The 20,735-nt window shown below is 59.2% G+C and carries 21 protein-coding genes; 13 read left to right on the forward strand and 8 right to left on the reverse strand.

Features of this window, described 5'->3' with window-relative positions:
- Positions 1-185: 185 nt before the first annotated feature.
- The 6 genes from ABVN21_RS25895 to trpE all read left to right on the forward strand — a co-directional run bounded on the left by ABVN21_RS25895 (position 186) and on the right by trpE (position 6,745).
- Complete coding sequence (locus tag ABVN21_RS25895; protein WP_339554807.1) at positions 186-1,433, forward strand: ABC transporter permease; 1,248 nt, start codon at positions 186-188, stop codon at positions 1,431-1,433.
- A 12-nt stretch (positions 1,434-1,445) separates the two neighbouring features.
- Positions 1,446-2,270, forward strand: coding sequence for an ABC transporter permease (locus ABVN21_RS25900; protein ID WP_008061581.1), 825 nt, complete (start codon positions 1,446-1,448; stop codon positions 2,268-2,270).
- Between the two features lie 205 nt (positions 2,271-2,475).
- Positions 2,476-3,624, forward strand: a complete 1,149-nt coding sequence (locus tag ABVN21_RS25905; protein ID WP_339554806.1) for an iron-containing alcohol dehydrogenase — start codon at positions 2,476-2,478, stop codon at positions 3,622-3,624.
- A gap of 79 nt (positions 3,625-3,703) precedes the next feature.
- Positions 3,704-4,378 carry a ribulose-phosphate 3-epimerase gene (gene rpe / locus ABVN21_RS25910; RefSeq protein ID WP_034147362.1) on the forward strand — a complete coding sequence of 225 codons (675 nt, stop codon included), beginning with the start codon at positions 3,704-3,706 and terminating at the stop codon, positions 4,376-4,378.
- Positions 4,375-5,193, forward strand: a complete 819-nt coding sequence (locus ABVN21_RS25915; RefSeq protein WP_339554805.1) for a phosphoglycolate phosphatase — start codon at positions 4,375-4,377, stop codon at positions 5,191-5,193. Before rpe ends, ABVN21_RS25915 begins: the two co-directional genes overlap by 4 nt.
- Positions 5,194-5,263: 70 nt before the next feature.
- Positions 5,264-6,745 carry an anthranilate synthase component I gene (gene trpE / locus ABVN21_RS25920; RefSeq protein ID WP_339554804.1) on the forward strand — a complete coding sequence of 494 codons (1,482 nt, stop codon included), beginning with the start codon at positions 5,264-5,266 and terminating at the stop codon, positions 6,743-6,745.
- A 172-nt stretch (positions 6,746-6,917) separates the two neighbouring features.
- Here the strand turns inward: trpE and estP are convergent, their stop codons facing one another.
- A complete protein-coding gene (gene estP, locus ABVN21_RS25925; RefSeq protein WP_339554803.1) occupies positions 6,918-8,825 on the reverse strand; it encodes an esterase EstP in 1,908 nt (635 codons plus the stop codon).
- A gap of 406 nt (positions 8,826-9,231) precedes the next feature.
- Between estP and ABVN21_RS25930 the strand changes: the two genes are divergently transcribed.
- The 4 genes from ABVN21_RS25930 (at position 9,232) to ABVN21_RS25945 (ending at position 12,517) form a co-directional block, all read left to right on the forward strand.
- The gene (locus tag ABVN21_RS25930) at positions 9,232-9,825 is read left to right on the forward strand and encodes an aminodeoxychorismate/anthranilate synthase component II (protein ID WP_339554802.1); all 594 of its coding nucleotides are present in this window, start codon (positions 9,232-9,234) and stop codon (positions 9,823-9,825) included.
- A 9-nt stretch (positions 9,826-9,834) separates the two neighbouring features.
- Entirely contained in the window at positions 9,835-10,884 is a 1,050-nt protein-coding gene (gene trpD / locus ABVN21_RS25935) for an anthranilate phosphoribosyltransferase (protein ID WP_339554801.1), read from the forward strand.
- Complete coding sequence (gene trpC / locus ABVN21_RS25940; protein WP_339554800.1) at positions 10,881-11,717, forward strand: indole-3-glycerol phosphate synthase TrpC; 837 nt, start codon at positions 10,881-10,883, stop codon at positions 11,715-11,717. The genes trpD and trpC overlap by 4 nt, the downstream gene beginning before the upstream one ends.
- Positions 11,718-11,815: 98 nt before the next feature.
- Positions 11,816-12,517: a lipoate--protein ligase family protein gene (locus ABVN21_RS25945; protein WP_339554799.1), complete on the forward strand. Its 702-nt coding sequence runs from the start codon at positions 11,816-11,818 to the stop codon at positions 12,515-12,517.
- Between the two features lie 2 nt (positions 12,518-12,519).
- Here ABVN21_RS25945 and crp read toward each other — a convergent pair whose 3' ends face one another.
- The gene (gene crp, locus ABVN21_RS25950; RefSeq protein ID WP_339554899.1) at positions 12,520-13,164 is read right to left on the reverse strand and encodes a cAMP-activated global transcriptional regulator CRP; all 645 of its coding nucleotides are present in this window, start codon (positions 13,162-13,164) and stop codon (positions 12,520-12,522) included.
- A gap of 230 nt (positions 13,165-13,394) precedes the next feature.
- On the opposite strand from crp, the gene ABVN21_RS25955 reads away from it, so the two are divergent.
- Both ABVN21_RS25955 and speD read left to right on the forward strand, forming a co-directional pair.
- The gene (locus ABVN21_RS25955) at positions 13,395-13,817 is read left to right on the forward strand and encodes an OsmC family protein (RefSeq protein ID WP_339554798.1); all 423 of its coding nucleotides are present in this window, start codon (positions 13,395-13,397) and stop codon (positions 13,815-13,817) included.
- A gap of 238 nt (positions 13,818-14,055) precedes the next feature.
- A complete protein-coding gene (speD, locus tag ABVN21_RS25960; RefSeq protein WP_150703816.1) occupies positions 14,056-14,850 on the forward strand; it encodes an adenosylmethionine decarboxylase in 795 nt (264 codons plus the stop codon).
- 117 nt (positions 14,851-14,967) lie between these two features.
- On the opposite strand, the gene coq7 is transcribed toward speD, so the two are convergent.
- From coq7 to hemJ, 6 genes are all read right to left on the reverse strand, one after another.
- The gene (coq7, locus tag ABVN21_RS25965) at positions 14,968-15,615 is read right to left on the reverse strand and encodes a 2-polyprenyl-3-methyl-6-methoxy-1,4-benzoquinone monooxygenase (protein ID WP_034147352.1); all 648 of its coding nucleotides are present in this window, start codon (positions 15,613-15,615) and stop codon (positions 14,968-14,970) included.
- A gap of 172 nt (positions 15,616-15,787) precedes the next feature.
- Complete coding sequence (locus ABVN21_RS25970) at positions 15,788-16,126, reverse strand: histidine triad nucleotide-binding protein (protein ID WP_339554797.1); 339 nt, start codon at positions 16,124-16,126, stop codon at positions 15,788-15,790.
- A gap of 80 nt (positions 16,127-16,206) precedes the next feature.
- Positions 16,207-16,995, reverse strand: a complete 789-nt coding sequence (locus ABVN21_RS25975; protein WP_223503978.1) for an SDR family oxidoreductase — start codon at positions 16,993-16,995, stop codon at positions 16,207-16,209.
- A 61-nt stretch (positions 16,996-17,056) separates the two neighbouring features.
- Positions 17,057-18,013, reverse strand: coding sequence for a DUF805 domain-containing protein (locus ABVN21_RS25980; protein ID WP_339554796.1), 957 nt, complete (start codon positions 18,011-18,013; stop codon positions 17,057-17,059).
- A 76-nt stretch (positions 18,014-18,089) separates the two neighbouring features.
- Positions 18,090-19,058, reverse strand: coding sequence for a nitronate monooxygenase family protein (locus ABVN21_RS25985; protein WP_339554795.1), 969 nt, complete (start codon positions 19,056-19,058; stop codon positions 18,090-18,092).
- Between the two features lie 33 nt (positions 19,059-19,091).
- Positions 19,092-19,523 carry a protoporphyrinogen oxidase HemJ gene (gene hemJ / locus ABVN21_RS25990; RefSeq protein WP_339554794.1) on the reverse strand — a complete coding sequence of 144 codons (432 nt, stop codon included), beginning with the start codon at positions 19,521-19,523 and terminating at the stop codon, positions 19,092-19,094.
- 135 nt (positions 19,524-19,658) lie between these two features.
- Between hemJ and argC the strand changes: the two genes are divergently transcribed.
- A complete protein-coding gene (gene argC / locus ABVN21_RS25995) occupies positions 19,659-20,693 on the forward strand; it encodes an N-acetyl-gamma-glutamyl-phosphate reductase (RefSeq protein WP_339554793.1) in 1,035 nt (344 codons plus the stop codon).
- The last annotated feature ends 42 nt before the right edge of the window (positions 20,694-20,735 follow it).

A 20,735-nucleotide genomic window follows, 5' to 3' on the forward strand; every position in this document is an offset into this window, starting at 1 on the left:
TCGCCCTCCTGTGAGGGCGGGCTTTTGTGGCGAGGGAACTTGGTCCCGCTTGAGTGCGCAGCACTCACAAAATGGGTATTGCCACCACACATTTGGGGCCGCTTCGCAGCCCAGCGCGAGCAAGCTCCCTCGCCACAAAGTTCGCACCCACATTATCGATTGATCAAAGATTTCCGGAGTACGCCATGGCTATCGCCGTTCCCGTGACCACGGGCACTGACCCCACCTTGAAGCAGCGGCTCAAGCACGCCGAGCGGGTCAACCGCTGGAAAGCCCAGGCCTTGATCGCGCCATTGGTGCTGTTCCTGCTGCTGGTGTTCCTGGTGCCGATTGCGGCGCTGCTCTACAAAAGCGTCGGTAACCCGGAAGTGGTCGGCGGCATGCCGCGCACCGTGACGGCCATTGCCAGTTGGGACGGCCGCGGCCTGCCCGCTGAACCGGTTTACAAAGCCGCCAGCGAAGACCTCGCTGAAGCGCGCAAGAATCAAACCCTGGGCGATTTGTCCAAACGCCTGAACATGGAGTTGGCCGGCTACCGCAGCCTGCTGACCAAAACTGCACGCGCCCTGCCGTTCGCTACTGAACCCACCTCTTATAAAGAAGCGCTGGAAGGTCTCGACGAACGTTGGGGCGACCCAGCCTATTGGCAAGCCGTACGCCGCAACACCAGCAGCATCACGCCGTACTACTTGCTGGCCGCCGTCGATCACCGCATTGATGACCTTGGCGAACTGGCCCCGGCGACACCGGATCAGGCGATCTACCTGGACATCTTCGCCCGCACCTTCTGGATGGGCCTGATCATCACCGTTATCTGCCTGGTGCTGGCGTACCCATTGGCTTATCTGCTGGCCAACCTGCCCTCGCGGCAAAGCAACCTGCTGATGATCCTGGTGCTGCTGCCGTTCTGGACCTCGATCCTGGTGCGCGTCGCAGCGTGGATCGTACTGCTGCAATCGGGAGGGCTGATCAACAGCGGCCTAATGGCCATGGGCATAATCGATAAGCCGATCGAACTGGTGTTCAACCGTGTCGGCGTCTACATCTCGATGGTGCACATCCTGTTGCCGTTCATGATCCTGCCGATCTACAGCGTGATGAAAGGCATCTCGCCGACCTACATGCGCGCCGCGATTTCCCTCGGCTGCCACCCGTTCGCCAGTTTCTGGCGGGTGTACTTCCCGCAGACCTATGCCGGTGTCGGCGCCGGGTGCCTGTTGGTGTTCATCCTCGCCATCGGCTACTACATCACCCCGGCGCTGCTGGGCAGCCCGAACGACCAAATGGTCAGCTACTTCGTCGCCTTCTACACCAACACCAGCATCAACTGGGGCATGGCGACGGCACTCGGCGGGCTGCTACTCCTGGCGACGGTCGTGCTTTATCTGATTTACAGCTGGCTGGTGGGCGCCAGTCGCCTGCGCCTGAGCTAAGGGGAGAACGAAATGCTGAGTCCTTACATGTCGCCCATTGAACGGGTGTGGTTCTACAGCTTGCGGATTCTCTGCGGCTTGATCCTGTTATTCCTGATCCTGCCGGTGCTGGTGATCATTCCGCTGTCGTTCAACTCTGGCAGCTTCCTGGTTTACCCGCTGCAAGGTTTCTCGCTGCAGTGGTATCACGATTTCTTCGCTTCGGCGGAGTGGATGCGCGCCTTGAAGAACAGCATCATCGTCGCCCCGGCGGCGACAGTGTTGGCCATGGTTTTCGGTACGTTGGCGGCCATTGGCCTGACTCGCGGCGACTTTCCCGGCAAGCCGTTGGTGATGGCGCTGGTCATTTCTCCGATGGTGGTGCCGGTGGTAATCATCGGTGTCGCCAGCTATCTGTTTTTTGCGCCGCTGGGGTTGGGCAACAGCTTCTTCTCGCTGATCGTGGTGCACGCCGTTTTGGGTGTTCCGTTCGTGATCATCACCGTGTCCGCGACCTTGCAGGGCTTTAACCAGAACCTGGTGCGCGCTGCGGCCAGTCTCGGTGCTTCGCCGCTGACGGCGTTCCGCCGGGTGACTTTGCCGTTGATCGCGCCTGGGGTGATTTCCGGTGCGCTGTTCGCCTTCGCCACGTCGTTCGATGAGGTGGTGGTAACCCTGTTCCTCGCCGGCCCCGAGCAAGCGACGTTGCCACGGCAGATGTTCAGCGGCATCCGCGAAAACCTCAGCCCGACCATCGCCGCTGCGGCGACGCTGTTGATCGCCTTCTCGGTGATCCTGCTGCTGACCCTGGAATGGCTACGCGGCCGCAGCGAAAAACTGCGTACCGCGCAGGTCTGACACCACACCCTGCAGGAGCCGGCTTGCTGGCGAAAGATGCAACGCGATGTATCAGGTGCACCGCGTTGCGCCATTCGCCAGCAAGCCGGCTCCTACAGGGGAGATGCGAAAGCCGGGCTGGGTCATTCATGCCCTGAATGGCAGACAACCCGCAATCCCCAGCTAATATTGTGCCCAGCTCCCACATCTATAAGAGGCTGCGCACATGAGTCTTTCCTCTTTCAAAATCGCTCACAAACTGATCACCGGCGCCGGGGCCATCGAGCAACTGGCGGCGGAACTGACACGCCTGGACATCGACAACCCGCTGATCGTCACCGACGCCGCCCTGGTCAAATCCGGCACGGTAGAGCTGGCGCTGGCGCAATTGGGTGGTCGCAGCTACGAAATTTTCGACCGCGTGTTGCCGGACCCGGAAATCGCCATCGTCGAAGACTGCATGCGGGTTTACCGCGACGGCGGTCATGACGGATTGATCGGCCTGGGTGGCGGAAGCGCCATCGACATCGCCAAAAGCGTGGCCGCGTATGCCGGTTACCACGGCGCTCTGGAGGATTTGTTCGGCATCGATCAGGTCCCGCGCAAAGGCCCACCGCTGATCGCCATCCCGACAACCGCCGGCACCGGCTCGGAAGTGACCAATGTGGCGATCCTCTCCGACAAGGTCGCGCAGTTGAAGAAGGGCATCGTCAGCGACTATCTGCTGCCGGACGTGGCGCTGGTCAGTCCGCAAATGACCCTGACCTGCCCGCGCGGTGTCACCGCCGCCAGTGGTGTTGATGCGCTGGTGCATGCCATCGAATCCTATCTGTCAGTCAATGCCTCGCCGATTACCGATTCCCTTGCCATTGGCGCGATCAAGCTGATCGCCAAGGCGCTGCCCAAGGCCTACGCCAATTCGTCCAACCTGCAAGCCCGCGAAGACATGGCCACCGCCAGCCTGATGGCCGGCATGGCGTTCGGCAATGCCGGGGTTGGCGCGGTGCATGCGCTGGCGTATCCACTGGGCGGGCGCTTCAACATTGCCCATGGCGTCAGCAACGCCTTGCTGCTGCCTTATGTCATGACCTGGAACAAGATGGCCTGCGTTGAACGCATGCAGGATATTGCCGAGGCCATGGGCGTAAAGACCGCTCATCTGAGCGCCAATGAAGCGGCCGACAAAGCCGTGGAGGCGATGACCGAATTGTGTGCGGCAGTGGAAATCCCCTTGGGCCTGCGCAGTTTCGGCGTTCCGGAGGATGCCATTCCGGCCATGGCTGTTGAAGCCGCCGGCATCGAGCGCCTGATGCGCAATAATCCGCGCAAACTGAGCGCTGTCGATATCGAGAAGATCTACCGAGCGGCCTACTGATCATCGCGGTCACAGTGCGCGCGACAAAGCATGAGGCTACAATGCGCGCCATCGTGATTCTGCTCAGAAAAGGTGCGTCATGCAGCCCTTCGTAATTGCTCCGTCGATTCTCTCCGCCGACTTCGCCCGCCTGGGCGAAGAAGTGGACAATGTCCTGGCCGCCGGCGCCGACTTCGTGCACTTCGATGTCATGGATAACCACTATGTGCCGAACCTGACCATCGGCCCGATGGTCTGCTCGGCGCTGCGCAAGTACGGCATCACCGCGCCGATCGACGCGCACCTGATGGTCAGCCCGGTGGACCGCATCGTCGGCGACTTCATCGAAGCCGGCGCGACCTACATCACCTTCCACCCGGAAGCCACGCAGCACGTCGACCGTTCCCTGCAACTGATCCGCGAAGGCGGCTGCAAGTCGGGCCTGGTGTTCAACCCGGCGACGCCGCTGGACGTACTCAAGTACGTGATGGACAAGGTCGACATGATCCTGCTGATGAGCGTAAACCCGGGCTTCGGCGGGCAGAAATTCATCCCGGGCACCCTCGACAAACTGCGTGAAGCACGGGCGCTGATCGATGCTTCCGGTCGCGACATCCGCCTGGAAATCGACGGCGGCGTGAACGTGAACAACATTCGTGAAATCGCGGCAGCAGGTGCTGACACCTTCGTCGCCGGTTCGGCGATCTTCAATGCGCCGAACTATCAGGAAGTCATCGAGAAGATGCGTTCCGAACTGGCGCTGGCTCGCCCATGAGTGGCTTTGAGCAGCTGTTCCCGGGGCGTTTGCCGCGTCTGGTGATGTTCGATCTGGATGGCACGCTGATCGATTCGGTCCCCGACCTCGCGGCGGCTGTGGATAACATGCTGCTCAAACTCGGGCGCCAACCTGCCGGCATCGAAGCGGTGCGTGAGTGGGTGGGCAACGGTGTGCACATGCTGGTGCGCCGGGCGTTGGCCAATCACATCGACGCCGAGGGCGTCGATGAGGTCGAAGCCGAGCATGCCCTGGAATTGTTCAACGGCTTTTATGGGGCCGGTCACGAACTCACGGTGGTTTACCCCGGCGTGCGCGACACCCTCAAGTGGCTGAACAAGCAAGGCGTGGAGATGGCGCTGATCACCAACAAGCCGGAGCGCTTCGTCGCGCCGCTGCTGGATCAGATGAAGATCGGCCGCTACTTCAAATGGATCATCGGTGGCGACACCCTGCCACAGAAAAAACCCGACCCGGCCGCGCTGTTTTTCGTGATGAAAATGGCCAACATCCCGGCGTCGCAATCGTTGTTCGTCGGCGATTCGCGCAGCGATGTGCTGGCGTCGAAGGCGGCGGGGGTCAAGTGTGTGGCCCTGAGTTATGGCTACAACCACGGTCGTCCGATTGCCGAAGAGTCGCCAGCGCTGGTGATTGACGATCTGCGCGAGCTAATTCGCGGTTGCCTGGACCCGGCCGCTGAGATAACGTTGGCCGACGCTGTTCAACTCCCTTCTGGAAACGCCATCGTGGTGGTCACTCGCAAACTCTGGATGAAAGTCATCAAGGCCCTGGCCCGCTGGCGTTGGCGCGCCTGACTTGATCCTGGCCGGTAAACCGGCGCGTTTGCATACCTGACTGTTACACCCTCAAGCCACGAGGCACCTCATGATCCGCGAAGAATTCCTGCGTTTGGCCGCTGCCGGCTACAACCGCATCCCGCTTGCCTGCGAAACCCTGGCCGACTTCGACACGCCGCTGTCGATTTACTTGAAGCTGGCCGACGAGCCCAACTCCTACCTGCTGGAATCCGTTCAGGGCGGCGAAAAATGGGGCCGTTACTCAATCATCGGCCTGCCATGCCGCACCGTGCTGCGGGTTCACGATCATCATGTCAGCGTGACCATTGATGGCATCGAAACCGAAAGCCTCGACGTTGAAGACCCGCTGGCGTTCGTCGAAGCCTTCAAGGCCCGCTACAACGTGCCGACCATCGCCGGCCTGCCGCGTTTCAACGGCGGCCTGGTGGGTTACTTCGGTTACGACTGCGTACGCTATGTGGAAAAGCGTCTGGGCAAATGCCCGAACCCGGATCCGCTGGGCGTTCCGGATATTCTGCTGATGGTTTCCGATGCGGTGGTGGTGTTCGATAACCTCGCCGGCAAGATGCACGCGATTGTCCTGGCCGACCCGGCGCAGGACGACGCCTTCGAGCAAGGTCGCGAACGCCTGGAAGAGCTGCTGGAAAAACTCCGTCAGCCGATCACCCCGCGTCGTGGCCTCGATTTCAGCAAGCAGCAAGCGGCTGACCCGGTGTTCCGCTCCAGTTTCACCCAGGACGATTACGAAAAAGCCGTCGACACCATCAAGGAATACATCCTCGCTGGCGACTGCATGCAGGTCGTGCCGTCCCAGCGCATGTCGATCGACTTCAAGGCTGCACCCATCGACCTGTACCGCGCACTGCGTTGCTTCAACCCGACGCCTTACATGTACTTCTTCAATTTTGGCGACTTCCACGTTGTTGGCAGTTCGCCGGAAGTGCTGGTGCGGGTCGAAGACAACCTGATCACCGTGCGCCCGATTGCCGGCACCCGTCCACGCGGGGCCAACGAAGAAGCTGACCTGGCACTGGAAAAAGACCTGCTGTCCGACGACAAGGAAATTGCCGAGCACTTGATGCTGATCGACCTGGGTCGCAATGACACCGGTCGTGTATCGGAAGTCGGATCGGTGAAGCTCACCGAGAAGATGGTCATCGAGCGTTATTCGAACGTGATGCACATCGTTTCCAACGTCACCGGGCAATTGAAGGAAGGGCTGACGGCGATGGACGCACTGCGGGCGATTCTGCCGGCGGGCACTTTGTCGGGCGCCCCGAAGATTCGTGCGATGGAAATCATTGACGAACTGGAGCCGGTCAAACGTGGCGTCTACGGCGGTGCCGTGGGTTATTTCGCGTGGAACGGCAACATGGACACTGCCATCGCGATTCGCACGGCGGTGATCAAGGACGGCGAACTGCACGTGCAGGCCGGTGGCGGCATCGTCGCCGACTCGGTGCCGGCGCTGGAATGGGAAGAAACCCTGAACAAGCGCCGCGCGATGTTCCGCGCCGTGGCACTTGCCGAACAAACCCCGGACAGCTGATTTCGCTGCTAACCCTGTGGGAGCGAGCCTGCTCGCGAAGAGGCCGGCACAGCCAACATTGGTGTAGCCTGATCCACCGCTATCGCGAGCAGGCTCCCACATTGGATTCACCAGCATAAAAAACGCGGCGCCCTTGAAGGCGCCGCGTTTTTTATTCCCGCTTCTTGCTGAATCAGAAGTCCAGCGCAACACCTACGTTGATGCCTTGCTGGGTAAAATCATCATCCTTGCGCAACGTATACCCGCCACGCAGGGCCAGATCGGCCGTCAACTTGTGGCTGACGCCAAGGCTCACGCGGTTCATGTGGGTTTGAGGGGTATAGCCATCCAGCGTGAAGTCGAGGGATGGCAGGCTGTTGAGCGCGATGTTCACGTCCTGAGTGTCATCGTCGTACTCGCGTTCGTAGGCGTATTCGCCAAACACTTGAGTCTGCGGGGTGATCTGGTATTTACCCTGCAGCCCGGCCCCCAGACGTTTTGAATCGCGCTTCTGGTCATCAAAGGTCAGCGCGGTGGAGCGACTGGAGTTTTCCGAGTAGCCGTCGACTTCCACTTTCGCGTAATCGGCGCTGATGAACGGCGACAGGTGCCATTCACTGCCCGGCTGCGCAATGTCATACCCGACGCGTGTGCTGAAAGCCCAGAGATAGCCGTCGGTATCGCCTTTCTCCGCAGCCTCGCCAGCGCCCAGGTCGAATTTGCGTTTGAGATTGTCGTAATCCAGCTTGCCGCCGGTCAGGGCGGCATCGGCCCACCAACGGTTCTGTTGGAACTGGGCGAATACGGTGGCCAGGTAGCTGTTGAGTTTGTAGTCCGAATCGTTGCTGCCTGCCTCTAGATTCTGACGGTAGAAACCTGCCGCAACGCCCACGCGCCAGGCTTCATTGAGGCGATAGCTGCCGCCGATATTCAAGCTATAGCCGTCGCCATCGGCATCGGCGCCGCTGCTTTGGTGATCGACATCCAGATGCTGGCCACCACCGGCGACAATGGCGCGCCATTGGCCAACAGCCTGCCAGTTTTCCCAGTCGGATTGCCATTGGCTGCGCAGTTCATCCTGATGCGCGCGTAATGTGGCGTGAGCCATTTCCGGCAGCAGCGTCAGCTCCCAAGGCGCGGCGAGCAGGGAATAGGCGTAGTCGGAAACCAGCTTTTGCCCAGCTTCGGTCGGATGCACCCCATCGTTGTAAATCAGCTGGCTGGGGTCCGGGGTGGCGCTGTTGATGCCGAAGGTCGCGTTTTCGACGCAGCCGTCACCGCTGAAGCAAGTCGCGGTCAGGTTCTGGCCGGTAGCAAAGCCGAATCGCGCTGGATCGGCGAAGGTTTCCTGCAACAACAGTGGAATGTTCAGCGGAATAATTTCGGCGTCGATCCCTGCGAGGCGCGTGACCAGTTGTCGATTGAACGCGGCGCTCAGTTGCGAGGTTGGCCCCTGCAGAGGAGTGCCATTAATGGCCGGCGTCAACCCCAGGTCAGGCAACAGCCAGACCATGATGTACCGGGCGCCGGCCGTTTGCAGGACCTGAACGCTGTTTGCCAGTCGATCCGCCGCGGCATTCGCCTGGGCACCGCTTTGCACGCGCCCCTGAAGAAAGTCGTTACCGCCGCCGGAGAGGTAATACAGCGCGTTTGGGTCGGCGTGAAAATTAGTGGCCGGCAAGTAACCTGCTCGCGCACGTTCACCAGTAGCGGATAAGGTCGTGATTGAATCGAGGATCTGGTCAGTGCGGTAGCCGCCGACAGCCCAATTGTTGCCATCCGGCAGGCCTTGGGCGGCGCGTGCCGCCGAAGTTGAAGCAGCGGTCTGGTCCGGTGAAAATCCAAGCCTGCCCCCAAGCAGTTGGGTTGAGTTGGCGGAATAGGCTTCGCCGCTGCCGTCCTGATAACTCGGCCCGGTACGGTTGGTGAAGCGCAGGGTTGAACCGGGAGGTCCGCCCGCGTCGGTAAACTGCCCCGCATCGTTGAGGCTGTCACCGAATACGATGAAGTTCGAATAAGGATTGGGTGCCGCGAGAGCCTGGGCGCAGGCCATGGCGAGCAGGCAACCGGCAAGCGGTGCAAACAGCGTCTGTCTGATCATGAGCAAGTCCGTTTGATTATTGTTTTAGTGAGTGAAACGACAGTGCCAAAAAACTATAGAGCCTGATGCCATTCGGCGCGAACCTGCCGAATGTTTCACTCGCTTCCATCACCCCATATTGCACGCTCTGCCCAGCTAAGTTACTGTGCCGAGACGCATAAATGAGACCTTCCCCGTGTTGATCGTCAGCAAACTTCTGGATCAAGTCATCAAGGCACACGCCCGCTGGCGTTGGCGCGCCTGAATCCTTCTGCCGGCCCGGCCGGATCTTTACCGCTTCGCCTTCATTTACTCGCAAGACAGCCCGCTTTGCTTCGCGATTACAGCGATCGCCAAAGTGCAGAACGCTGCGGGTAAATCATTCGAAGGCTGTATTAGTCAGTGAATTCAAGAGGTTCTTAACGCCATGTTGCTGATGATCGATAACTACGACTCTTTTACCTACAACGTTGTGCAGTACCTTGGTGAGCTGGGCTCCCAGGTCAAAGTCGTGCGCAACGATGAGCTCACCATTGCCGAAATCGAAGCCCTCAACCCCGAGCGCATCGTTGTTTCTCCTGGTCCTTGCACCCCGAATGAAGCCGGCGTCTCGATTGACGTGATCCAGCATTTCGGCGGCAAGCTGCCAATCCTCGGTGTGTGCCTTGGCCATCAATCGATTGGCCAGGCCTTTGGCGGCGATGTGGTCCGCGCCCGGCAGGTCATGCACGGCAAGACCAGCCCGGTGTTCCATGAGGACAAGGGGGTCTTCGCAGGCCTGAACAACCCGTTGACCGTCACCCGCTATCATTCATTGATCGTCAAGCGCGAAACCTTGCCTGACTGCCTCGAACTGACCGCCTGGACCCAGCTCGAAGACGGTTCGGTCGACGAGATCATGGGCCTGCGCCACAAGACCCTGAACATCGAGGGTGTGCAGTTTCACCCCGAGTCGATCCTCACCGAGCAGGGCCACGAGCTGTTCGCGAACTTTCTCAAACAAACCGGCGGCACGCGCTAAGGACTTTTCATGAATATCAAGACAGCCCTGAGCCGTATCGTCGAGCAGCTCGACCTCAGCACCGATGAAATGCGCGACGTCATGCGCGAAATCATGACCGGTCAATGCACGGACGCGCAGATTGGTGCCTTCATGATGGCCATGCGCATGAAAAGCGAAAGCATCGACGAAATCGTCGGCGCCGTGTCGGTGATGCGCGAGCTGGCAGACAAGGTCGAACTCAAGACCCTTGACGGCGTGGTCGATGTGGTCGGAACCGGCGGTGACGGTGCCAACATTTTCAACGTGTCGACCGCTTCCTCGTTCGTGGTCGCGGCGGCCGGTTGCACCGTGGCCAAGCACGGCAACCGTGCGGTCTCGGGCAAGAGCGGCAGCGCCGACTTGCTCGAAGCGGCCGGTATCTATCTGAACCTGACGCCGGTTCAAGTGGCGCGCTGCATTGACAACGTCGGCATCGGTTTCATGTTTGCCCAGACTCACCACAGTGCCATGAAGCACGCCGCCGGCCCGCGTCGGGATCTCGGCTTGCGTACCTTGTTCAATATGCTCGGCCCGCTTACGAATCCGGCTGGCGTGAAACATCAGGTGGTGGGCGTATTCACCCAAGCGTTGTGCCGGCCATTGGCCGAAGTCCTGCAACGTCTGGGCAGCAAGCACGTGCTGGTGGTGCATTCGAAGGATGGCCTGGACGAATTCAGCCTGGCAGCCCCGACTTTTGTCGCCGAATTGAAAAATGACCAGATCACCGAGTATTGGGTCGAGCCGGAAGATCTGGGCATGAAGAGCCAGAGCCTGCATGGCCTGGCGGTGGATAGCCCGGCGGCGTCCCTGGAGCTGATTCGAGATGCCCTGGGCAAGCGCAAGACCGAAAACGGTCAAAAAGCTGCCGAAATGATCATGCTCAATGCCGGTGCCGCGTTGTACGCCGCCGACCATGCGAGCAGTTTGAAAGAGGGTGTTGCCCTGGCGCACGATGCGCTGCACACAGGTCTCGCTCGGGAAAAACTCGAGGAGCTGGGTGCATTTACCGCGGTATTCAAAGTGGAGAATGAGGGATGAGTGTACCGACGGTTCTGGAAAAGATTCTGGCGCGCAAGGTTGAAGAAGTTGCCGAGCGCAGCGCTCGCGTCAGCCTCGCCGAGCTGGAAAGTCTGGCCAAGGCGGCCGATGCACCCCGTGGTTTCGCCAAGGCTTTGCTGGCCCAGGCCAAGCTGAAAGAGCCGGCAGTCATTGCCGAAATCAAGAAGGCTTCGCCAAGCAAAGGCGTAATTCGCGAGAACTTCGTTCCTGCCGACATCGCGAAAAGCTACGAGAGGGGCGGCGCGACGTGCCTGTCGGTACTCACCGACATCGATTACTTCCAGGGCGCAGACGCCTACCTGCAGCAAGCTCGGGCAGCGTGCAAACTGCCGGTGATCCGCAAGGACTTCATGATTGATCCGTACCAGATCGTCGAAGCCCGTGCGCTGGGTGCAGACTGCGTGCTGTTGATCGTCTCCGCGCTGGACGACGTGAAAATGGCCGAACTGGCCGCCGTGGCCAAAGGCGTCGGTCTTGATGTGCTGGTAGAAGTCCACGATGGCGATGAGCTGGAGCGGGCCTTGAAAACCCTCGACACCCCGTTGGTCGGCATCAACAACCGCAACCTGCACACTTTCGACGTTAGCCTGGAAACCACTCTCGACCTGCTGCCGCGTATCCCGCGTGATCGTCTGGTGATCACCGAAAGCGGCATCCTCAATCGCGCCGATGTCGAGTTGATGGAAATCAGCGACGTTTACGCGTTCCTGGTCGGCGAAGCATTCATGCGCGCTGAAAACCCGGGGACTGAGTTGCAACGCCTGTTCTTCCCTGAGCGTGGCATTCCGGTCAGCGGTTCTACACTCGACTGACGTCGTCTTCGCAGGCAACCCGACTCCCTGTAGGAGCGGGCTTGCCCGCGATGAGGCCTTCAAATTTCTCCATCACCTCGCGTCTGCCGGAGCAGTACATGCCACTGCCAACTTCCCTGACCATCGAAGCCGGCCTGCAAGCCGAACAGGATTTGCTGGCCTCGGTCTGTGCCGGCAATGCGGAGTTCGGCTTGCTGTTCTGGCAACCGAATGATCAGGCATTGGTGATGCCCCGTCGCCTGAACCGCTTGCCAGGCTTCGAAGCCGCCTGTGAAGTCTCGGCGGCAGCGGGTTGGCCTGTGTTGTTGCGCGATACCGGCGGCGAACCGGTACCGCAATCGGCCACCACGATTAACATCGCTCTGGTATACGCACCACCCCGCAGCGAGGGTGATCTCAATCGCATCGAATCTGGTTACCGTCGTCTGTGCGACCCGATTTGCCAGTTGCTGGATGAACTGGGCGGAACTTCGTCGCTGGGCGAAATCGAAGGCGCCTTCTGCGATGGTCGTTTCAACGTCAATCTCGATGGACGCAAGATGGTCGGCACTGCCCAGCGCTGGCGCCAGAGCCAGGGCGGTCAGCATCCGGTGGGGTTGGTTCATGGTGCGATGTTGATCGATAACGAACGTGAGTCGATGGTCGCGGCGGTCAATCGTTTCAACGAGGCTTGCGGTCTGGAGCAGCGGGTGCGCGTAGAAAGCCACATCGCCTTGCATGAGAAATTCACGGCGCCAGGTGCGCTGGAACGTCTCGATGAGCTTTACCGAAACATGCTGGCGCAGATGTTCAGCGGCTAAGCTTAGCGCGTACCAAAGACCACCATGGTCTTGCCTTTGACGCCCACCAGGTTCCGTTCTTCAAGATCCTTGAGCACGCGACCGACCATCTCCCGGGAACACCCGACAATCCGTCCGATTTCCTGACGGGTCACCTTGATCTGCATGCCGTCAGGGTGCGTCATCGCGTCCGGCTGCTTGCACAGTTCCAGCAGGCAGCGGGCGACACGCCCCGTCACGTCGAAGAATGCCAGGTCGCCGACCTTGCGCGTGGTATTCCGAAGACGTTGTGCGATTTGTCCGCTTAACACGTAAAGAATGTCTGGATCCTGCTGCGACAGTTCGCGGAATTTTGCATAGCTGATTTCCGCAACTTCGCATTCCACCTTGGCACGCACCCAGGCGCTGCGCTGCTGTTCCTGGCCTGCTTGCTCAAACAGCCCCAGCTCACCAAAAAAGTCCCCGTTGTTCAGGTAGGCGATGATCATTTCCCGACCGTCGTCATCCTCGATCAGGATGGTGACCGAGCCTTTAATGATGAAGAACAGGGTCTCCGAGCGGTCGCCGGCACAAATGATGTTGCTCTTGGCCTGATAGCGACGGCGCTGGCAATGCATCAACAGCTTGTCGAGATTCTTGATCTTGGGAGTTGGGGCAATAGCAACCATGGTTGTATCCCGAAAAGACTGCACGGTATGGTCTGGATTTTTATGAATAGCGCAAAACGCGCTAAAGCTGGCTAAGCGCCAGCGAATTGGCGTCAGCTTAACAGACACTTCCTGCAATATTCGAGCATTTACCTACAACGTCGTCGGTTATGTCCTAGGACGGCAAACGCTGTCAATCACGGGGCCTGTGCTAAGCTGGCGACCCTTTTTTATACAGTGGAGTCTTGGCGATGAAGGCACGCATCCAATGGGCTGGCGAAGCCATGTTCCTCGGCGAATCCGGTAGTGGTCATGTCGTGGTCATGGACGGTCCGCCTGATGCCGGTGGCCGTAACCTGGGTGTCCGACCGATGGAAATGCTCCTGCTGGGTGTCGGCGGTTGCAGCAATTTCGACGTGGTCAGCATCCTCAAGAAATCCCGCCAGGCCGTCGAAAGCTGTGAAGCCTTCCTCGAAGCCGAGCGCGCGACCGAAGATCCAAAGGTTTTCACCAAGATCCACATGCACTTCGTGGTCAAGGGGCGCGGGCTGAAAGAGACCCAAGTCAAGCGTGCCATCGAACTGTCTGCCGAGAAGTATTGCTCGGCCTCCATCATGCTCGGCGCCGCCGGTGTCGAGATTACCCACGACTACGAGATCATCGAGCTCGGTTGAATCGACATTCAACTATCATAAAAGCAGTGCAGACTCTGGCGATCCCAAGCTGACGTCTGCATAATGCGCCACTTTTTTCAGGGTAGTGGCTCGTCAGCCGACAGGCCGCGCACCCGAACAGACAACCAAAATCGCCATCGCGAAGAGGTGTTAACCGTCCTACGCAGGTGCGTCGTTCGCATCTGACGGGCATGCTTGATCACGCGGCCGGGCCGCAATACATAGAGAGTTTTTAACGGTGAAAAGCAAACTCAAGCTCCACGGGTTCAATAACCTGACAAAGACCTTGAGCTTCAACATCTATGACATCTGCTACGCGGAAACCCCGCAAGACCAACAGGCTTACGTCGAGTACATCAATAAAGAGTACAACGCCAAGCGCCTGACGCAGATCCTCACAGAAGTTGTCGATATCATTGGTGCCAACATCCTGAACATTGCCAGTCAGGACTATGAGCCGCAGGGCGCCAGCGTCACGATTCTGATTTCTGAAGAACCGGTGACCCCGACCGACAGCCAGATCGAAGAGTCCCCGGGCCCGTTGCCCGAAATCATCCTGGCCCACCTCGACAAGAGCCACATCACGGTGCACACCTATCCGGAAATCCACCCGGACGATGGTATTGCGACCTTCCGTGTGGATATCGACGTCTCGACTTGCGGGGTCATTTCACCGCTTAAAGCGCTCAACTTCCTGATCCATCAGTTCGATTCGGACATCGTGACCGTGGATTACCGTGTGCGCGGCTTCACCCGTGACGTTGAAGGCAAAAAGCACTTCATCGACCACGAGATCAACTCGATCCAGAACTACCTTTCGGAAGACACCCGCGACGCGTATCAGATGACCGACGTGAATGTGTACCAGGAAAACCTGTTCCACACCAAGATGCTGCTGAAGAACTTCGAACTGGATAACTACCTGTTCGGCGACGCCACCAGCAGCCTGTCCCCGGAGCAGCGTGCTCAGGTGACCGATCGCGTGAAACACGAAATGCTCGAAATCTTCTACGCGCGCAACATGCCGAACTAAGACTGCCGAGCACAAAAAAGGCGACTACCTCACGGCAGTCGCCTTTTTTATTCTTAAATGTGGCTCCATGTGGGAGCGAGCCTGCTCGCGAAGAGGCCAGATCAGGTGACCGAAAAGTCAGATCCGATAAGTGCTCTTGGTCATTACCTTGGCCAGCAAACTCATCCCGAACTTCACCGGCGCCGGAAAACGAAAACCGCCAGCCTCCAGCGCACTTTCGGCATGCTGCTCTTCATCGATGCGCATCTGCTCAAGAATTGCCCGGGACTTTTCGTCTTCGGCCGGCAATTGCTCAAGGTGTTCGTTTAAATGCTTGCACACCTGATCTTCGGTCGCGGCGACGAAGCCGAGGCTGACTTTGTCGCTGATCAAACCTGCGACCGCGCCAATCCCGAAGGACATGCCGTAGAACAGCGGATTGAGAATGCTGGTGTGGCTGCCCAATTGATGGATGCGTTGCTCGCACCAGACCAGATGATCGACTTCTTCTTCGGCGGCATGTTCCATGGCGGCGCGCACTTGTGGCAGCTTGGCGGTCAGGGCCTGCCCTTGATAGAGCGCCTGGGCACAGACTTCACCGGTATGGTTGATGCGCATCAGGCCGGCAACGTGCCGGGTGTCTTCGTCGCTCATTTTCGCATCAGGTTGCACGATGGCGGGCGACGGGCGGTACGGTTGGCCACTGAAGGGCAGCAAGGTACGCATCGCGGCATCGGCTTGCAGCAGTAGACGGTCAATCGGCGAGTAGTGACGTTGGGTAGTCATGCTGACCTCCGGGGGGGATCTCGGCGGCCAGTTTAACCCAGTCGGCCGGGGAAGGTTTGCGTTCGGTCATGTGTGAGGTCACCACCAAACCTGTAGGAGCCGGCTTGCTGGCGATGGCGATATCAATGACGCCATCGCCAGCAAGCTGGCTCCTACAAGGGCAGCCTGAGAATCAGCCCGGCGGCCAATGCATCTGGCGCTGACCCAGTACATGCATATGAATGTGATAGACAGTCTGCCCACCGTCTTCATTGCAGTTCATGACAACGCGGAAACCTTTTTCGCAACCCAGTTCCAGGGCCAGTCGCTGGGCTGTGAACAGAATATGCCCGGCCAATGCCTTGTCGTCCTCGCTGAGGTCGTTAAGGGTGCGCACATGTTTTTTCGGGATCACCAGAAAATGCACCGGTGCCTGTGGGGCGATGTCGTGGAAGGCCAGGACCTGGTCGTCCTCGTAAATGATCTTCGCCGGGATTTCCCGATTGATGATCTTGGTGAACAGAGTATCCACAGCTGTTTTCTCCGTTGTTTGGGCTGGCCTGAGTGTACCCATGGGGGAGGTACCAGCCCAGTGTTTTACGGTAGGACAATTCAGCGCGGACAGTGTGCCTTGATGACCATGCCGGCGATTGTCCGGGTCAGCCAGCGCGTACTGAACCGGGGCAGGGCGGCGAACCAGCGGTTACGTCGTCCCGGAATAATGATGGCGCGATTTTTCTCCAGGGCTCGCACGGTATAGAGCGCGACTTCCTCCGGGCTCATCAGCATTTTACTGTTGGCCAGTTTGTCGTTGTCCAATTGCGCGGTGCGGAAAAACGCCGTGCGCGTCGGGCCGGGGCAGAGCACCGATACCTTGACCGCACATTTCTTCAGCTCGACGCGCAGACCTTCGGAAAAGTGCAGCACATAAGCCTTGCTGGCGTAGTAGGTGCTCATCCACGGCCCCGGCTGGAATGCCGCGACCGAAGCGACGTTCAGAATCTGCCCGCCGCCCTGCAAGGCCATGCTGTTGCCGATGGCGTGGCACAAACGGGTCAGCGCCAGAATATTTACTTCGATCAAGTCCTGCTCGGTCATCCAGTCCTGCGCCAGGAATGGGCCGCAAGTACCGATACCGGCGCAGTTCACCAGCAGATCGATCTGCCGGTCACCTTCTTCCAGCTCCAGGAGGAATCCGGATAGCCGCAGTGGCTCGCCCAGGTCGCAGGCGCGGAACAACACTTCCACGCCAAAACGTTGGGTTAGTTCAATTGCAATACTTTCCAGCTGATCACGTTGTCGGGCCACCAGAATCAGGCTGCGGCCGCGCCGGGCCAACGCTTCGGCCATGGCCAGGCCGATACCGCTGGAGGCACCAGTGATCAGAGCGTAACGGGTCATGCAGTTCTCCATCGCAACAGCTCCGCGCCGCGACGCAAGTGTCACGGGCGGGGAGCGCTGTTCATTCTTTCGCAGAGTCTACAGGGGGCTGGGCTTCTTCGGCTGAATCGTCAACGGAATTTACTGGCGGATCGATCTCGACTTCGATCTCGTCGGTGGTGACCGAGCCGCTTTGGTAGCTGCTTTCAAGGGTGTTCTCGTATTCGTCCTGAATGGCCGAGATACCTCCCGCCATTGCGCCGGCGATCAGCAACGCGATCAATACGACCCACAACGACGACAGCACCTTGACCGCCGTGCTGTTGGGCGGTGGCGGGGCGCCATAGCGATTGGCGAGGTTGGTTCCCGGCATGAGCAACAGCAGCAACGGGAAGAAACTGCCCACGAACGGCACAAGGTTCAGTAACCAGAGCCAGCCGGACCAGCCGATATCATGCAAGCGTTGAACGGTGATCAGGATGCTGGCGATCAGGAAGACCACGCACAGGATGAAAGCCAGAATACCGCCGATGATCAGGCCGGCGGTCGAGTCGGTGCTGACGAGGGCCAGGCCGACCAAGGCGAAGACAGAAACCACAGCAATCGTCACCAGGCTCAACACCATCGACCATGCGAGGAAACGCAGGCGCCCTATACGGCCTTCGACATCGAATGGCTTGAGCGTTGCGTACTCGGGCAAGTGCTCGCCGACATTGGCTTGTGGCGGTGCATAGGGGGATTCGGATTGTGCTGCGATGGTAGCTGGAGCGTGTTCGTGAATATCGGACAGCTTTAGATCGATCGCGGGCTCGAGCTCTACACGGGCATCGATGCCGGTGTTCTTCAGTGCTTGAAGGTAGGTTTGTGCGTCGTCCTGTGACAGATCACGTTTGAGCGCGACCGATTTGCCGCTGAACAGTCGCTCGACGGCGGCGACATCGCTTTTGTACAACGCGGCGAGATTTAATTTGGCGGTGCCGATATCAACGCCTGGCAATAGCGTGCCGTCGAAGACGATCTTGAAACGGTTTTCGCTCATTGCCGAGGCATCCTTGTCGCGAGTGTTGAATCATTGAAGTGTAGGGCCAGTCAGGCGCACATGGCCCGGGTTTGTTTCAGCGAGGCCAGCGCTTGGGCAGTCGCGCCGCGTGCTCCAGTGCCTGACGGTATTCGGCGTCGAGGCGCGCCACCAACTGATCGACGCTCGGCAAGTCATCGATTTCACCGACACCCTGGCCCGCGGACCACACAGTTTTCCAGGCTTTGGCTTCATCACTGATGGGTTTGAGCTTGGAACCGAAATTGACCTCACCCTTGTTTTGCAGCGCTGCCATGTCGAAACCGGCGGCTTCCAGGCTCTGGCGCATGAAGCTCGCAGGTACACCCGACACGGCTGGAGTATGGATGATGTCTGCGGCTCTGGCCGTCAGCAGCATCTCTTTGTAGGCGTCAGGCGCATGACTTTCGGTGGTGCCGATAAAGCGCGTGCCGAAGTAGGCAAGGTCCGCACCAAGCAATTGCGCGGCGAGAATTTCGTGACCGTGATTCAGGCACCCGGCCAGCAGCAAAGTCTTGTCGAAGAACTGACGGATTTCGGCGATCAGCGAAAACGGGCTCCAGGTCCCCGCATGCCCACCCGCACCGGCGGCAACGGCGATCAAGCCATCCACGCCAGCTTCGGCGGCTTTTTCGGCATGACGACGGGTTGTCACGTCGTGGAATACAAGGCCGCCGTAGCTGTGGACCGCATCGACCAGTTCCTTTACTGCGCCGAGACTGGTGATCACGATCGGCACTTTGTGCTCGATACAGATCTCCAAGTCCGCCTGCAGCCGTGGGTTGCTGTTATGGACGATCAGGTTCACCGCGTACGGCGCGGGGTTCTCCAGTGTCGCCAGTCCCTCTTCGATCTCTTCCAGCCAGGCCTTGAAGCCACTGCTCTCGCGCTGATTCAGCGCGGGGAAACTGCCAACCACGCCATTACGACAGCAGGCGAGCACCAGTTGCGGATTGGAAATCAGGAACATCGGCGCTGCCACCACGGGCAAACGCAAACGTTGTTCAAGGAGAGCGGGCAGCGACATTGGAAGTACCCCGGTGAGTGGTGTCTATTGGATTTAGAACGGCCGAACGACGACCAGAATTACGATTGCCAGCAATATCAGAACCGGCACTTCATTGAACCAGCGATAAAAGACATGGCTGCGGGTGTTTTCGCCACGGGCAAAACGCTTCACCTGGGCGCCACACATGTGGTGGTAGCCGATCAGCAAGACCACCAGGGTCAGCTTGGCGTGCATCCAGCCACCCTGGCTGAAATAGGCGCTCGGGTTAAGGCTGATCAACCAGCCGCCGAAAATCAGCGTGGCGATCATCGAAGGGCCCATGATGCCGCGATACAGCTTGCGCTCCATGATGCTGAAGCGTTCTTTGCTGACAGTGTCTTCGCTTTGCGCGTGGTAAACGAAGAGTCGCGGCAAGTAGAACAGGCCGGCAAACCAGCAAACGATGCTGATGATGTGAAGCGCTTTGAGCCACAGAAAAAGCATTTTTAGTTATTCCCTAATTCACGGTAGCCCGAATAGTAGAGGCTTGAGCGCCCGCACGTCACCTTGACGGTTGTCGCAGGGGCGCGCGGCCCCTATTATCGACGGCTTTCCAGTGGGTTCGTTGAGGGCAGGTTTATGGTCAAGGTCGGTATCGTCGGCGGCACGGGTTACACAGGTGTCGAACTGCTGCGTCTGTTGGCACAGCATCCGCAAGCTGAAGTGGTGGTCATCACTTCCCGATCCGAGGCTGGCCTGGCTGTGGCTGACATGTACCCGAACCTGCGAGGCCACTACGATGGCCTGGCGTTTAGCGTTCCAGACATCAAGACATTGGGCGCTTGCGACGTGGTGTTCTTTGCCACGCCGCACGGTGTGGCCCACGCTCTGGCAGGTGAGTTGCTCGCAGCCGGGACCAAGGTCATCGACCTGTCGGCTGACTTCCGCCTGCAAGATGCTGATGAGTGGGCTAAATGGTACGGCCAGCCGCACGGTGCGCCGGAATTGCTGGACGAAGCGGTCTACGGCCTGCCTGAAGTCAATCGCGAGCAGATCAAGAAGGCGCGCCTGATTGCGGTGCCGGGTTGCTATCCGACCGCTACGCAACTGGGTTTCCTGCCTTTGCTTGAAGCCGGTCTTGCGGATACCAAGGTCTTGATTGCGGATTGCAAATCCGGTGTCAGCGGAGCCGGTCGTGGCGCTGCTGTAGGTTCGCTGTACTCCGAGACGTCGGAAAGCATGAAGGCGTACGCCGTGAAAGGTCACCGTCACTTGCCGGAAATTCGCCAGGGTCTGTGTCGCGCAGCGGGTAAGGATGTCGGCCTGACTTTCGTTCCGCACCTGACGCCGATGATCCGTGGCATTCACTCCACGCTGTATGCGACCGTTGTGGATCGCTCGGTGGATCTGCAGGCGTTGTTTGAAAAGCGTTACGCCAACGAACCGTTCGTCGACGTCATGCCTGCCGGCAGCCACCCGGAAACCCGCAGCGTGCGTGGCGCCAACGTGTGCCGTATCGCGGTGCATCGTCCGCAGGATGGGGATCTGGTGGTGGTGCTGTCGGTAATCGATAACCTGGTCAAAGGTGCTTCGGGTCAAGCGGTGCAGAATATGAACATCCTGTTTGGTCTGGATGAGCGCCTGGGTCTGTCCCACGCCGGCATGCTTCCATAAGGCGTCATCGCGCACAGCAAAAAGGCCCGTCGAACGGGCCTT

It is taken from the genome of Pseudomonas sp. MYb327, assembly GCF_040438925.1.
Lineage (GTDB): Bacteria > Pseudomonadota > Gammaproteobacteria > Pseudomonadales > Pseudomonadaceae > Aquipseudomonas.

Bases quoted from the DNA above. Each gene is read 5' to 3' on its own strand.
- ABVN21_RS25895 (WP_339554807.1), top strand. From the start codon at position 186: ATGGCTATCGCCGTTCCCGTGACCACGGGCACTGACCCCACCTTGAAG.
- ABVN21_RS25900 (WP_008061581.1), top strand. From the start codon at position 1,446: ATGCTGAGTCCTTACATGTCGCCCATTGAACGGGTGTGGTTCTACAGC.
- ABVN21_RS25905 (WP_339554806.1), top strand. From the start codon at position 2,476: ATGAGTCTTTCCTCTTTCAAAATCGCTCACAAACTGATCACCGGCGCC.
- rpe (WP_034147362.1), top strand. From the start codon at position 3,704: ATGCAGCCCTTCGTAATTGCTCCGTCGATTCTCTCCGCCGACTTCGCC.
- ABVN21_RS25915 (WP_339554805.1), top strand. From the start codon at position 4,375: ATGAGTGGCTTTGAGCAGCTGTTCCCGGGGCGTTTGCCGCGTCTGGTG.
- trpE (WP_339554804.1), top strand. From the start codon at position 5,264: ATGATCCGCGAAGAATTCCTGCGTTTGGCCGCTGCCGGCTACAACCGC.
- estP (WP_339554803.1), bottom strand. From the start codon at position 8,825: ATGATCAGACAGACGCTGTTTGCACCGCTTGCCGGTTGCCTGCTCGCC.
- ABVN21_RS25930 (WP_339554802.1), top strand. From the start codon at position 9,232: ATGTTGCTGATGATCGATAACTACGACTCTTTTACCTACAACGTTGTG.
- trpD (WP_339554801.1), top strand. From the start codon at position 9,835: ATGAATATCAAGACAGCCCTGAGCCGTATCGTCGAGCAGCTCGACCTC.
- trpC (WP_339554800.1), top strand. From the start codon at position 10,881: ATGAGTGTACCGACGGTTCTGGAAAAGATTCTGGCGCGCAAGGTTGAA.
- ABVN21_RS25945 (WP_339554799.1), top strand. From the start codon at position 11,816: ATGCCACTGCCAACTTCCCTGACCATCGAAGCCGGCCTGCAAGCCGAA.
- crp (WP_339554899.1), bottom strand. From the start codon at position 13,164: ATGGTTGCTATTGCCCCAACTCCCAAGATCAAGAATCTCGACAAGCTG.
- ABVN21_RS25955 (WP_339554798.1), top strand. From the start codon at position 13,395: ATGAAGGCACGCATCCAATGGGCTGGCGAAGCCATGTTCCTCGGCGAA.
- coq7 (WP_034147352.1), bottom strand. From the start codon at position 15,615: ATGACTACCCAACGTCACTACTCGCCGATTGACCGTCTACTGCTGCAA.
- ABVN21_RS25975 (WP_223503978.1), bottom strand. From the start codon at position 16,995: ATGACCCGTTACGCTCTGATCACTGGTGCCTCCAGCGGTATCGGCCTG.
- ABVN21_RS25980 (WP_339554796.1), bottom strand. From the start codon at position 18,013: ATGAGCGAAAACCGTTTCAAGATCGTCTTCGACGGCACGCTATTGCCA.
- ABVN21_RS25985 (WP_339554795.1), bottom strand. From the start codon at position 19,058: ATGTCGCTGCCCGCTCTCCTTGAACAACGTTTGCGTTTGCCCGTGGTG.
- hemJ (WP_339554794.1), bottom strand. From the start codon at position 19,523: ATGCTTTTTCTGTGGCTCAAAGCGCTTCACATCATCAGCATCGTTTGC.
- argC (WP_339554793.1), top strand. From the start codon at position 19,659: ATGGTCAAGGTCGGTATCGTCGGCGGCACGGGTTACACAGGTGTCGAA.